Here is a 13,766-nt window from a genome sequence, read left to right as displayed (position 1 = left end):
ACGCTCCCGAGCGTTGTCTTTCACTGAGCTAACGGTTACTGCGGTGAAGGGAAACACATGGTCGGCGTCGAAGTGCGCGGTAGTGCCGGAAGGACTGCGGCGAGGATGCCGCATCGATACGCCTTCTGGGTGGTGGGCGTTGCCTTCATCGTGCTGATGGCGTCGTCGGCAGCACCGTCTCCGCTGTATCCGGTGTACCAGCAGTCGTGGGGATTCAGCGCGATCACACTCACGCTCATCTTCGCCGTCTACGCGGTGGCGCTCCTGGCGACGCTGCTCACCGTCGGCAGCCTGTCGGACCACATCGGCCGTAAGCCGATTCTGATTGCGTCGCTGCTGATGCTCGTGGTGAGCCTGGTGCTGTTCATCGTCTCCGACAGCGTGCCGCTCCTCATCGCCGCTCGCGTGGTGCAGGGGATTGCTGCAGGCGCGGCCACGGGTGCGATGAGTGCGGCCATCATCGATCTCCAGCCCGACGTGTCCACCGGGCCGCTGCTCAACAGCGTGGCACCTTCGTTCGGTCTGGCGGCCGGGGCGCTCGGTGCCGGGTTGCTGGTGCAGTTGGCTCCGGCACCGGAGATCCTCGTGTTCGTTCTGTTGATCGGCGCGGCGCTCGTCCTCGCGGTGGCGCTGCTGTTCGTCCCCGAGACATCGGCGTTGCGCGGCTTCGATTCCCGACGCCACCTCGCGTCGACCCTGCTGCCGAGAATGTCGATCCCGAAGTCGGTGCGGGCACCGTTCCTTCTCATCGCTCCCGCCCTGTTCGCCACGTGGTCTCTCGGTGGTTTCCACCTCTCGCTCGGTCCGTCCATCATCGGCACTGTCTTCGGTGTCGACAACCACATCGTGGGCGGATTGGAGATCTTCGCACTGTTCGGTTCCGGTTCGATAGCAGCTGCCGTGGTGCGCAACGGATTTCCTCGCAGGGTAATGATGATCGGCGCGTCCGTGCTCGCGATCGGTGTGGCGCTGACCTTGGTATCGGTCGAGATCGGCTCGATCGGGCTGTACTTCGTCGGGGCTGTCATCGCCGGGTCGGGTTGGGGAGCAACTTTTCTCGGCGCGATGCGCACGCTCGGTGCCCTGGTTCCCGCAGCGGAGCGAGGCGGGGTGTTCGCCACGACGTTCGTCATCAGCTACCTCGCCTTCAGCGTGCCCGCCGTGGTCGCCGGTCTGTCGGTGCATCGGCTGGGGTTGAGCACGACGGTGGAGGTGTACGGCGCGTTCGTCATCGCGATGGCGTTGTTCTCGGTTCTCGGATTCTCGCTGGCGCAGCGCCGAGATCGGTAGTGCGCCAGAGTCTGTGGTTCTTCCTCTGCCGAGGGTGAGCGAGTACTCCTACCCGATCGGGTAGTTCGGTCGGGTCGTTGGCAGGGTTCCCGCCTCGAGGTGTTCCCAACGCGGTGTGCGTCGGTGGAGTGTGGTCATCAGTGAGACGCCGATCACAGCAGAGGGCGTCTTGTCACTCACACTCACCGAGGAGACACCGATGGTTATCGAGCTCAATCAGATCTGGGAATTCCCCATCAAGGAGTTTCATCCGCTGCCGCGCGCCAAGCTGGGAGTCGGTGCCCACGACATGATCGGTGTCGAGGCCAAGGAACTCGGATTCAAGCGCTCGCTGCTCGTCACGACCGGTCTGCGCGGTTCCGGAATCATCGAGGAACTGATCGGCAAGATCGAGTACCAGGGCGTCGAGGTGGTCCTCTACGACAAGGTCGAGTCCAATCCCAAGGACTACAACGTCATGGACGGTGCCGCGCTGTACCAGAAGGAGAAGTGCGACAGCGTCATCTCCGTCGGCGGTGGTTCGAGCCACGACGCGGCCAAGGGCATTCGCGTCGTCGTCGCGCACGACGGACGCAACATCAACGAGTTCGAGGGATTCTCCAAGTCCACCAACAAGCAGAATCCACCTCACATCGCCGTATCGACCACTGCAGGAACGGGTTCGGAGACGTCCTGGGCCTACGTCATCACCGACACCTCGGACATGGAGAAGCCGCACAAGTGGCTGGCGTTCGACGAAGCGTCGACACCGACTCTGGCACTGGACGATCCGCTGCTCTACTACACCTGCCCGCAGCAGTGGACCGCGTTCTGCGGCTTCGACGTTCTCGCCCACGGTGCCGAGCCGTACGTCTCGCGTCTCGATTTCGCGCCGTCGCTCGGCAACGCCATCTACTCGATCGGCCTGGTGTCCAAGCACCTTCGTGAAGCGGTGTACGACCCGGGCAACCTGAAGGCTCGCGAGGGCATGATGAACGCCCAGTACATCGCCACGCAGGCGTTCAACTCCGGCGGACTCGGTGTCATCCACTCGATCTCGCACGCGATCAGCGCGTTCTACGACAGCGCTCACGGCCTCAACAACGCCATCGCTCTGCCGCGCGTGTGGGAGTACAACCTGCCCTCACGCTACGAGCGTTACGCCGAGATCGCCGTGGCCATGGGCGTCGATACCAAGAACATGACCACCGTGCAGGCGGCCGATGCTGCCGTCGAAGCCGCCATCAGGCTCGCCAAGGACGTCGGAATTCCCGACAACTTCGGCTCCATCCGTTCGGCGACGTACGACAAGAACAGGATGAACACCGGCAAGTACGCGGGCAAGGGCGACGTGATCAAGGGCGACGAGAAGTCGGTGCTGAAGATCTCCGAGCACATCCAGGAGGACTGGTGCACCCCGGGCAACCCCCGCGAGGTGACCGTGGAGTCGATGGTCCCCGTCGTCTCGCACGCGATCAACGAGTCGTACTGATGCTGCGCAGTGGTGCGGTTATGTGCCCCGGGCGGCGCATGACCGCACCACTGCGGCTCCGCCGCACCACGAAGGGAAACACATGACCTCGCTGTCGACAGTGCGTAGCGACGACACCGGCACCGTTCGATTCACCGACGCCGCCGATCTGCAGCGCGCGCTCGGTGAGCAGGACTACATCGCCGACGACGACCTCGCCACCGTGGTACATCTGGCGACAGCGCTCGATCGCCCACTGTTGCTCGAAGGCCCTGCGGGCGTGGGCAAGACCGAGTTGGCCAAGTCTCTCGCTGCGGCGAGCGGACGGAAGCTGGTTCGGTTGCAGTGCTACGAGGGCCTCGACGACAACCGAGCCCTCTACGAGTGGGACTACGCCAAGCAATTGCTGCACGTGCAGATGCTGCGCGAACACATCGGCGCGCTCACCCAGCACGTCACCGATATCGACGACGCATCGAAGCTGCTCGCCGCCAAGGACTTCGGCCTGTACTCCGAGCCCTTCCTCGCCGTACGCCCTCTGCTCGAATCGGTGCTCTCGGAGGAGCCGGTGGTGCTGCTGGTCGACGAGGTCGATCGCACCGAGGAGTCGATGGAGGCACTGTTGCTCGAAGTGCTCGCCGAGAAGCAGGTGACGATCCCCGAGGTCGGCACCTTCACGGCGCGCAGCGATCCGTGGGTGATATTGACCTCCAACGACACTCGTGAGCTGTCCTCGGCGCTCAAGCGACGCTGCCTGCACTTCCATCTCGATTACCCGACGGCTGCGCGGGAGCGCGAGATCGTCACCGCTCGTGCGCCCGAGGTGCCCGCACACATCGTGGCCGAGATCGTCGATTTGGCAACCGAACTGCGCGAACTACCGCTGCGCAAGAGCCCGTCGATCTCGGAGGTGATCGACGCGGCTCGTATCGCGTCGGTTCTCGGACACTCCGAGGACACCCGCAAGTATCTGCTCGCCGCGCTGGTCAAGTACTCCTCGGACATGAAGATCGCCTTGGCCGGGCCGGTCGCCGAAAAAGCCTCTGCCGCAACGTCACTGGGAACGATCGTCAACACGACCGCGACGGCCTTTCGCGGACACGGTGGACGCGACAAGGGTGGCATCGGAATACGACGATGACCGGGCACGAGTCGTTCTCGGCATCGGTGGTGCTCGACGTGCTTGCGGCTGTCTTCGGGCGGACGCTGCGGCGCTTCGGAGTAGCGGCGTCGCCGGCCGAGGTGATCGAGGTACGACGCGTCCTCGGTCTCCTCGGGGGCCGGGACCTCACGATTCTGCGTGCGGCCCTGCGCGCGACGTGCGCCAAGTACGACCACGAACAGCACGGATTCGATCTCGCGTTCGAGTCGATGTTCGAGGCCGCCATCGACAGTGCCGTGGACGAGCATCGATCGCCGTTGGGTGCGCAGGTCGCCGGCGGACTTCCGACGGACCTCGAGGTGGGAGCGGACCAGGAGGCCGCCAAGTACGCCGAGTACAACGAGCGTGCCGTCGAGATCGGGGATCTGCTCGACGCGCCCGAAGCCGACAAAGGCTTCAACCCACACAAGGACGACGACGACATCAGCCTTTCGTCCGAGGATCATGATCTGTCGATCGACACCGACGGCGACATGGGCCGTCGCGGGGTCAGCTACACCGTCGACCTGGAGCGGTCCGGATCGACGGCGGCAGGGGAGTTGGCGTCGAGTACCAGCGGAGCGGTTGCGGGACAGCTGAATTGGGAAGATCCGGCGAGCGTGCTGGCGTGGTTCGACGCCTACGATCCGCGGAGCGTCTACGGCGACGGCGGTGATTCGGGTCCGCTGAGTGCCGCGATGCTGGATCGGATCACCGATGCCGTCGAGGCTTTCGTCGCGGCGTTGGTTGAGCTGACCGGCACCATGCCCTCACCGATACCGATCGACGGTGCGGCGCAGGTGATCGGCAGGCACGCCGAGATCGAGCGCGCGAGTCACGAACTGCTGCGGCACATGCGCGGCACCCCGCGCCCGCGGCCGCGCGAGCACTCGCGCGGGCCGCTGGACATGAGGCGCACCGTCCGGTCGAGTCTGCGAACCGACGGAATTCCGTTTCGCTTGGTGACGAAGACACCGGTACCGGACAAGGTCCGACTCCTCGTGCTCGCCGACGTTTCGCTGTCGGTTCGGCCGATCACGGCGTTCACCCTGCGCCTGGCGCAGGCCATGCATGCGCGCGCGCACCGATGCACGGTGATGGGGTTCGTCGATGCACCGGTGGACGTGACGACCACCTTGCTCGCCAGTACGGGGGACGGCGCGCTGGCGGCGGTGCTCGCGGATGCGCGTCTGGACCTCGAAGCCAGTAGCGACTACGGCAGCATGTTCGCCGCTCTGTTGGACTCGCATGCCGACGTGCTGAACAAGCGCACCGCGGTGATCATCGTCGGCGACGGCCGGTGCAACGGCCGCCCGTCGGGACTCGATGCGCTGGAAAGGATTCGGTCCATGGTGCACCGCGTCGCGTGGATCACCCCCGAGGCGCGTCGCTACTGGGCTCAGGCCGCGTGTTCGATGGAGGACTACGAGCAGATCTGCGACCGGGTCGTGGTGGCGAGGGACGGGGACCAGCTGACGGCGCAGGCGGCCGAACTGGGGCACGCGCTGTCCTGAGCAGCCTCCGACCCTGACCGTCGGGGTTCGGGTACCTACCCGATCGGGTAGGTGGGAACCTGGTCCGGTGCTGGTGGGATTCGACGGGCCCCCCTCGTAGGGTTGTAACCTGAATCACATGCCCGGATGTCTCGGGCCGATGGACAGCGAGGGTGTGAACGGTGGACCAGGCAGCTACTGCGAACGTGGGCAAGGCGCTGCACGACCTCGATGATCGACGCAGCCGCCCGGAGGCACCGCGCGTGCTCAAGTTCCATGCCCCGGAGATCGTGTTCGGTCAGGATTCGTTGGGTGAAGTGGCGCACGCGACGCTTCGGCTGGGCGGAGTGCGTCCGCTCGTGGTGACCGATGCCGGTCTGATCGACAGCGGGTGGGCGGGTCAGCTGATCGATCTGCTCACCGCACAGGGCCTGTTTCCCCAGGTGTGGAGCGAGCTGACGCCCAATCCCAAGGATGTCGAGATCGAAGCCGGGTATGCGGTCTACACCGAGTCGGTCTGCGATGTGCTGGTGGCCATCGGCGGGGGATCGGTGATGGATGCGGCCAAAGGCATTGCGATCCTGGCCGGTAACGGCGGCAGAATCCTCGACTACGAAGGTGTCGATCAGGCCACGCGCCCGATTCCACCCTTGGTCATGGTGCCGACGACGTCCGGTACGGGTGCCGACGTGTCCCAGTTCTGCATCGTCACCGATACGGCGCGCTCGACGAAGATCACCATTCTCGGCAGAGCTCTGGTCCCCGATATCACCGTGATCGACCCACGGCTGCTCACCACGATGCCCGAATGGCTCAACGCAGCAACGGGTTTGGATGCCCTGACCCACGGTATCGAGGCCTTCGTCTCGCTCGGACACAACCAACTGACCGATCACCATGCGCTACGGGCCATCACCATGGTGATGTCGCAGCTGGCACGCACCATCGACGAACCCGCCGACATGGTTGCGCGCGGATCGATGGCACAGGCGAGTCTCGAAGCCGGCCTGGCTTTCACCAACGCGATCCTCGGTGCAACGCACGCGATGAGCCATCAGGTGGGTGGACTGCTCGACCTGCCGCACGGTGTGATCAACGGCGTACTGCTGCCTCATGTCATTCGCTTCAACGCAGCCGAGGATCCTCTGCCGTACGTGGCCATCGCGACGAGCCTCGGACTTCCCGAGGGCAGAGCCCGGCCGGAGGAGGCCGCGATGGCCGTGGCAGACCGCGTCGACCGCCTCGCGCGACAGGTCGGTGTCCCGTCCGGCCTCGCACAGATCGGAGTCAGTGAGTCGGATCTCGATGTGTTGGCCACCAACGCTCTGCACGATGCCTGCATGTCCACCAATCCGCGCTCGGCGACGCACCTCGAGATGGTCGAACTGTTCCGGAGTGCGCTGTGACGTCGGGACCCGATGTGACGTCGGGCCCCGATCTGTCGCTGTTGACGGGACTGCGCTCGGGCAAGAACACGTTCTATCCCCAGTATCGCGGCGCGGCCGAACGGCTCGAACGCGTCGTCTATGCGCTGGAGCTGATTTCGCGTGCTCTGGTGCGGACGGTCGACGGCCCCGAGACGCTGGTGTGCGCGGTCGCGGAAGCCGCTCGTGCCCATCTGAGCGCGCAGTGGGTCGTGTTCGCGCTCGCCGACGGTGCGCTCCCGGATGCCGGTCCCCGGCGGCTGGTGCTCGGACCGGACGCGACGCCGTTCCTGGTCGACAACGTCGAGGGTCCGCCGCTGCCGGACGACGTCATCGACTGCCTCGAGTCGATTCGAACGGATACGTGCGGTGACGGGCAGAGTCCGGTCATCTCGGCCCATCACGCATTCGTGCCGATCGCGTTCGACGGTGGCGTCGTCGGCGCGTTCGCGGCGTGGACCGGAGACCACCGGGTGCTCGACGCGACCGACGCGGCTGTGTTGAGCATTCTGGCGAGTCAAACGGCTGTGGCACTGCAGAATTCGGCTCTGTTCCAGAGTCGTCGACAGTTGCTCGAACGCACCGAGAATGCGTACGCGCAGGCCCACCGCACAGCAGCGGATCTGGCGGCCCGTAACGCCGAACTCGAGGTGACTCAGCGGCAGCTGGGCGCCGCGCATCGACATCAGGTGCTCGACGACGAACGCCATCGCATCGCCCGCGAACTGCACGACAGCGTGACGCAGGCGGTGTTGTCGGCGGGTATGCAGATCGAGGTGTGCCGCAGCGACATTCCGGCCGAGGAGCGCGGTGAACGGCTCGATCTGGCCAAGGAGTTGACGCGTCGAGCCGTCGAACAGTTGCGGTCTGCGATCTATGCGCTCAACCATCCGCAGGATGCCGATCGAACGTCCCTGCCCGAGATGCTCGAGCAACTGTCGGTGGTACACATGCCCGACGAGTTGCAGGTGTCGTTGCGAGTGGAGGGAACTCCGGTCGAGCTGAGCAGCGAATGCGAGCACGCTCTGCTGCGCATCGCCGGTGAGGCACTGTTCAACACCGCGGTGCACGCCCATGCGTCGCGGGCAATTCTGAGACTGACCTACTCGCCCGATCAGGTGCAGTTGTCGATCGCCGACGACGGGGACGGCGATCCGGCCCATCTGCGGATGATGCTGCATCTGTCCGAGTCCACCGACGTCGACGGCAGGCATCGAGGGTTGGCGAACATGGCGGCCCGGACCCGCGAGCACGGTGGCGTCTTCGAGATCAGGCGTGCCCGTACCGGAGGAGTGCGAGTGACCGTGTGAATCCCCCTCGGGAGCGATCCCCTCGGCAGTACATCGGAGAAGGGCGACACCCTGTGAGCGTACCGACGATCCGCGACGGCCAAGGGCATGTGGCTGCACCCACGGTGCGCATCGTGCTGGTCGACGATCACGCGATCCTGCGCGAAGGGCTACGGTCGGTGCTCGAACGCGAGGCGGATCTGACGATCGTGGGGGAGGCGTCGACGCGGGAGGAGGGACTGGCCGTCGTCGCGCGGGTGGAGCCCGACATCGTGCTGATGGATCTCAAGCTGTCGGCCAGTTCGGATTACGAGGGTCTCGCCTTGTGTGCGCAGTTGGCGAAGGCGCACAACGGAATCGGACTGTTGGTGCTCACGACCTTCCTCGACGACCGGCTCGTGGTGGAGGCTGTGCATGCGGGAGCGCGGGGATACGTGGTCAAGGACGTCGACACCACCGAGTTGGTACGCGCGATCCGCGCGGTCTCGCGCGGCGAGAGTGCCTTCGACTCGCGGAGCGCCTCGGCTGTCGTTCGCTCTCTCAACGGCACACCGAGCAGCATCGAGCGCCTGACCGAGCGTGAACTCGAGGTCCTCAGGCTGCTCGCGACAGGCCTGTCCAACAACATGATCGGAGCGCGCCTGTTCATCTCGGCGACGACGGTGAAATTCCACGTCAGCAACATCATGCGCAAGCTCGCGGTGTCCAGACGAGCCGAGGCCGTGTACGCGGCGAGTAAGCAAGGCTTGATCTGACTGCAGAGCCTTCGGGCGCAGAGTGCAAAGTAGACGGCGCTCGGTGTCCTGTCGAGAGCGTCTGGGCGGTGCAGGCTTCGGATAACACATACCAGTGATATCCATGCCGAGGAGCACCCCATGACGACTGTTCAAGAAGGCACACGCCAAGACGACGCTCCCGCAGACCGCCCCGCGGAGCTCACCGTTCTCGGAGCCTGCGGCCAGGACTGTCCGGATTCGTGCTCGATGGTGGTCACCGTCGCGGACGGTGTGGCGACCAGCGTCAGCGGTAGCAAGACCAACCCGTACACCAACGGTGGATTGTGCGTGAAGGTGGACAACTACCTGGACAAGGTCTACAGCCCCGATCGAGTTCTGTACCCGCTCAAGCGATCCGGACCCAAAGGCTCCGGTCGCTTCGAGCGAATCTCGTGGGACGAGGCCGTTGCGACCATCGCGGAGAAGTTCACCGACATCGCCGAGGAATTCGGCCCGGAAGCGATCATGCCGTGCAACTACCTCGGCACCCAGGGGATCACGCAGGGGCTCAACGTCGGCGACGCATTCTTCAACCGTCTCGGGGCAACCGTTGCCGAGCGCACCTACTGCGACGCAGGGTCGTGCACTGCGTACGCGATGACGGTCGGCGATACGGCGGGAGTCGACCCGGAAAGCTTCGTCCATTCGAAGTTCATTCTGATCTGGGCGTCGAACATCATGAGCACCAACCTGCACCTGTGGCCGTATGTGGCCGAGGCCAAGAAGCGCGGGGCCAAGGTCGTCGTGATCGACCCGGTCAAAACCAGGACCGCGAAGGCTGCGAGTTGGTACATCCCGATCCGGCCGGGCACCGACGGCGCGCTCGCGCTGGCGATGATGCACGTCATCATCGACGAGGGGCTGACGGACGCGGACTACATCGAGCGTCACACCATCGGTTTCGACGAGCTGGCCGAGCGGGTGAAGCAGTACACCCCGCAGTGGGCATCGGAGGAGACGGGCATCCCCGTCCAGGACATCTACACCCTGGCGCGGGAATACGCGCAGAGTCAGCCTGCCGTGATTCGCATCGGTGTCGCGATCGAACGGAGCGCCGGTGGCGGGCAGAGCGTCCGAGCCATTTCCTGCCTGCCGTCGTTGGTGGGTGCCTGGCGTAAGCCAGGAGGCGGAATCCTGCAGCTACCCCTGTGGGCTTTCCCGGTGAACTGGCCCGAGTTCCTGCAGACGGATCTGCAGACGCCAGGCACGCGGGTGATCAACCTGTATCAACTCGGCGAAGCGCTGACCGGCGGGCTGAAGCTGGACACGCCCCTCAAGGCGCTGATGGTCTACAACTCGAATCCGGTGGTGGTGTGCCCGGATCAGAAACGGATGATCGATGGGCTCAGCCGCGAGGATCTGTTCACCGTCGTCAGTGACCATTTCATCACCGACACAGCCGATTACGCGGACATCATCCTGCCGGCGACCACACAGCTCGAGCAGGACGACATCAACTTCTCGTGGGGGCACCTGTTCGTCACCTACAACAATCGGTCGATCGAGCCGATGGGAGAAGCGGTCCCCAACACCGAGCTCTTCCGGCGACTGGCCAAGGCCATGGGGTTCACCGAGCCGGTGTTCTCCCGTACCGACGAGGAACTCATAGCCCTGTCGTACGACTGGAATGCGCCTGCCATGGAGGGCATCTCGATCGACTCGCTCAAACAGCTCGGGTGGCAGCGGCTCAATCTTCCCGGTCCCGACGAGTACGCACCCCACGCCGAGGGCAATTTCCGGACGCCGTCCGGCAAGACCGAGTTCCTGTCCTCGGCAGCGGCGGGCGGCAACTTCGTTCTGCCCCTCTTCCGGCAGGGGTCGAACGATCACCAGCCGGGCCAACCGGTGGATCCGCTTCCGCACTACATTGCGCCGCGCGAATCGTCTCGCACCAACCCCGAACTGGCGCAGAAGTATCCGCTCAACCTGCTGACGCCCAAGTCGCACGCCTACCTGAATTCGAGCTTCGGAAATCTCGACATGCATCGCAAGGTGCAGAAGGAGCCGACCCTGCTGATCAACCCAGCCGACGCCGAGCGGCGGGGTGTCGCCTCCGGTGATGTGGTTCGAGTGTTCAACGACCGCGGTGAGTTCACCGTCCTGGCCAAGCTGGACAAGTCGGTCATGGAGGGCGTGACGGTGTGCGCGATGGGCGCGTGGCGCAAGAACATGCTCTCCCTCTCGACCCCGGCCTCGCTCAACCCGACGGCATTCGCGGACCTCGGGAATGCCCCGACGTTCTCGGACACTCTGGTCGACGTGCGACCACTCGACGCCTGACAACACCTTCCCTACTACGAGAACGAGGATTTCGAGATGGCCTACGTCGTCACCGAACCGTGCATCGACCTGCTGGACAAGGCATGCACCGAGGAGTGCCCCGTCGACTGCATCTACGAGGGTGCTCGGATGATGTACATCAATCCCGACGAGTGCGTCGACTGCGGCAAATGCATGCCCGCGTGCCCCAACGACGCGATCTTCTGGGAACACAAGATCCCGGACGAGCAGAAGCGGTTCGTCGACATCGCAGTGGAGTTCTGCGAGGATGCCGATGCGTCGGGTGGCGCGGAGGATCTCGGTCCCGTCGGACACGACCACCCGGCGATCGACGAAGTGGCGAAGAAGTGAGTGACGCAACCGATTTCGAGTGTGACCTGATCATCGTCGGCGCGGGCCCGGCCGGCCTCTACGGTGCGTACTACGCGGGCTTTCGTGGGCTGACGGTCACCGTCGTCGACGCCTTACCGCATCCCGGTGGTCAGCTGGCCGCGCTGTACCCGGAGAAGAAGATCTTCGACGTCGCCGGCTTTCCGGCAATCAAAGCGCAGCATCTGGTCGACGCCTTGGTGGAGCAGGCAGAGCAGGCGAAACCGACGTATCTGATGGGACACGTCGCGACCGAGCTCGAAGAATCCGAGGAGGCCGTCCGGATCACGACGGACAAGGGTGTCACCGTCGTGGGGAAGGCGGTTCTGGTGGCAGCGGGGATCGGCAAATTCACGCCGAGACCGCTGCCGGCGGGTTCGGAGTTCCACGATCGTGGGCTTCGCTACTTCGTGCCGAGACTGAACGAGTTGGCCAACGAACACGTGATGATCGTCGGGGGCGGTGATTCGGCGGTGGACTGGGCTCTGAGTTTGGAGCCGATCGCGAAGTCGGTGGTACTGGTGCACCGCCGCAACGAGTTTCGGGCTCATGCTCACAGCTTGGGACTGTTGGAGCGGTCGAGTGTCGATGTACTCACCCCGTACGAGGTCGAGGAGATCGCGGGCTCGGACGCCGTCGAATCGGTGACGATCGTCGACGGAGCCGGAACCGAACGCCGTCGACTCGCAGTGTCGAGTGTCGTTGCCGCACTGGGCTTCAAAGCGGCATTGGGTCCCATCGGGACGTGGGGTCTGGACAAGCACCAGCGCGATATCGCCGTCGACCGGACGATGCGGACCAATCGTCGGCGAGTATTCGCGGTGGGTGATGTTGCCGGACACCAGGACAAGGTCAAGCTGATTGCGGTCGGATTCGCCGAGGCCGCCACGGCGGTCAACCACATCGCACCACTCGTCGACGGTTCGGCACCGATCGTTTCGGGCCATTCGAGCGACTCGATCCACTGACTCGAGTCGCTCGTCGCGTCAGTATCTCTGTTCTCGGTCGGTCGGCCGTGTCGAGCGCGCCACCGCACGCGGGTCGTCCGACCGGGCACAGACACTGGCGCGGTACTGCCGCGGACTCATGCCGTACTGCTCACGAAAGGCGCGGCTGAAGACGGCGAGGTCCGCGAAGCCCCATCTCCGGCTGATCTGCCCGAGCGACTTGTCCAGAGTGATGCTGCCGACGATCTCGCGGCGGCAGCGCTCGAGCCGTTTGGTTCTGATGGTGCGGGCCACCGTCGTGCCGCTCGAGGCGAACACACGATGCAACTGTCGCGTCGAGACCAACATCGCCGACGCCACCGAGGTGGGTGAAAGCTCGGTATCTGCGAGGTGGTCCTCGATGTACCGCTGCGCTGACCGAACCAGAGCTGCGCTGGGCGAGTCGACGGTCGAGTTCGTGGTGGTGTTGCGGGCGATCACGCTGACGAGATCGCCGACCTCGTCCGCTATCGCCTGCGCTCCGGTGATGTCCAGTGACGAGCGCGTCGAACTCAGATCGTGAAGAAACCGGCCCAGTAGCCCACTGAATCCGGCGGATCCGTCGAATGCCATCGCCGTCATGTCGCTGGACTCACGGGCGTCGAGCCGAAGCATGTGACGGGGCCAGGTGAAGACCTCCAGTTCCCATTGATCGTCGTCGGGGTGGCCGTCGATGATCCAGTCGAACGGGCGTGAGGTGTCGTAGATCGCGAAGTCGCCCCGCGTCAGAGTGCATTCGCGGCCGTCCTGCACGACGATGGCCGAGCCGCGTCTGATCATTCCGATCTGGACGTACTCGATGCGATCCCGATCGATCAACGAGTCGGTACGCGCGATGTGCTGCGTGGTGGATCTGACACTCGAAACCTGAAGGTGTGCAAGCGACATCGACCGGACGGCCCCGGTGAATCGGCTGTCGGCCACGTCCGCGACGTCCAGTGCGACGAAATGCTCGCTGAGCATGTCGCACCAGTCACTGCGGCTGGTCGTCCGAGTCGGTATCGAGAATCCGGATCTGGACAGCATGGGAACCCCTTTTCGTCGAAGCCCACCGTCGTCGGTCCTGGTGACCGTGTCGTCACTGCGATGCAGGAGCTTTGTTCGAGGTTAGCGCGCAATGTTTCCGGTTGATTCGCTGTTCGTAACATTGCCGGAAAGTCCGATCCGGACGGCGTGGCGAGGTCTCTGCAGGTCAACTAACGGTCGCTGGCGGTCAAATGCACTGCAGCCCTCTGGACCAAGCTGGAACCGAATTCGACGAAAGGGGT

11 protein-coding genes are annotated in these 13,766 nt (G+C 64.5%); 10 read left to right on the top strand and 1 reads right to left on the bottom strand.

The annotated features are described in order from the left end of the window. Positions 1–57: 57 nt before the first annotated feature. The 10 genes from NY08_RS09470 (at position 58) to NY08_RS09425 (ending at position 12,480) form a co-directional block, all read left to right on the top strand. Positions 58–1,290, top strand: coding sequence for an MFS transporter (locus NY08_RS09470; RefSeq protein ID WP_032397581.1), 1,233 nt, complete (start codon positions 58–60; stop codon positions 1,288–1,290). A 199-nt stretch (positions 1,291–1,489) separates the two neighbouring features. After that, positions 1,490–2,761 carry an NDMA-dependent methanol dehydrogenase gene (gene mdo / locus NY08_RS09465; RefSeq protein WP_045200070.1) on the top strand — a complete coding sequence of 424 codons (1,272 nt, stop codon included), beginning with the start codon at positions 1,490–1,492 and terminating at the stop codon, positions 2,759–2,761. Between the two features lie 82 nt (positions 2,762–2,843). Continuing rightward, positions 2,844–3,881 (top strand): MadB family AAA-type ATPase, encoded by a 1,038-nt coding sequence (locus tag NY08_RS09460; RefSeq protein ID WP_045196021.1) that lies wholly within the window; start codon positions 2,844–2,846, stop codon positions 3,879–3,881. Next, positions 3,878–5,395, top strand: coding sequence for a MadC family VWA domain-containing protein (gene madC / locus NY08_RS09455; protein ID WP_045196019.1), 1,518 nt, complete (start codon positions 3,878–3,880; stop codon positions 5,393–5,395). Before NY08_RS09460 ends, madC begins: the two co-directional genes overlap by 4 nt. Positions 5,396–5,580: 185 nt before the next feature. Continuing rightward, positions 5,581–6,780: an iron-containing alcohol dehydrogenase gene (locus NY08_RS09450; protein WP_045200069.1), complete on the top strand. Its 1,200-nt coding sequence runs from the start codon at positions 5,581–5,583 to the stop codon at positions 6,778–6,780. Beyond that, positions 6,777–8,108, top strand: a complete 1,332-nt coding sequence (locus NY08_RS09445; RefSeq protein ID WP_327205210.1) for a MadS family sensor histidine kinase — start codon at positions 6,777–6,779, stop codon at positions 8,106–8,108. Before NY08_RS09450 ends, NY08_RS09445 begins: the two co-directional genes overlap by 4 nt. A 53-nt stretch (positions 8,109–8,161) precedes the next feature. Next, positions 8,162–8,842, top strand: coding sequence for a MadR family response regulator transcription factor (locus NY08_RS09440; RefSeq protein ID WP_303396071.1), 681 nt, complete (start codon positions 8,162–8,164; stop codon positions 8,840–8,842). Between the two features lie 120 nt (positions 8,843–8,962). Next, a complete protein-coding gene (locus NY08_RS09435; protein WP_082073746.1) occupies positions 8,963–11,143 on the top strand; it encodes a molybdopterin-containing oxidoreductase family protein in 2,181 nt (726 codons plus the stop codon). A 36-nt stretch (positions 11,144–11,179) separates the two neighbouring features. Beyond that, positions 11,180–11,494, top strand: a complete 315-nt coding sequence (gene fdxA, locus NY08_RS09430; RefSeq protein ID WP_032397576.1) for a ferredoxin — start codon at positions 11,180–11,182, stop codon at positions 11,492–11,494. Next, positions 11,491–12,480, top strand: coding sequence for an NAD(P)/FAD-dependent oxidoreductase (locus NY08_RS09425; protein ID WP_045196015.1), 990 nt, complete (start codon positions 11,491–11,493; stop codon positions 12,478–12,480). Before fdxA ends, NY08_RS09425 begins: the two co-directional genes overlap by 4 nt. Before the next feature lie 18 nt (positions 12,481–12,498). Here the strand turns inward: NY08_RS09425 and NY08_RS09420 are convergent, their stop codons facing one another. Beyond that, positions 12,499–13,524 carry a helix-turn-helix domain-containing protein gene (locus NY08_RS09420; RefSeq protein ID WP_082073745.1) on the bottom strand — a complete coding sequence of 342 codons (1,026 nt, stop codon included), beginning with the start codon at positions 13,522–13,524 and terminating at the stop codon, positions 12,499–12,501. Positions 13,525–13,766: the final 242 nt, after the last annotated feature.

Source organism: Rhodococcus sp. B7740 (assembly GCF_000954115.1).
Lineage (GTDB): Bacteria > Actinomycetota > Actinomycetes > Mycobacteriales > Mycobacteriaceae > Rhodococcoides.
The sequence above is the reverse complement of the archived record's forward strand: the minus strand, read 5'-3'. Positions and strand labels throughout refer to the sequence as shown.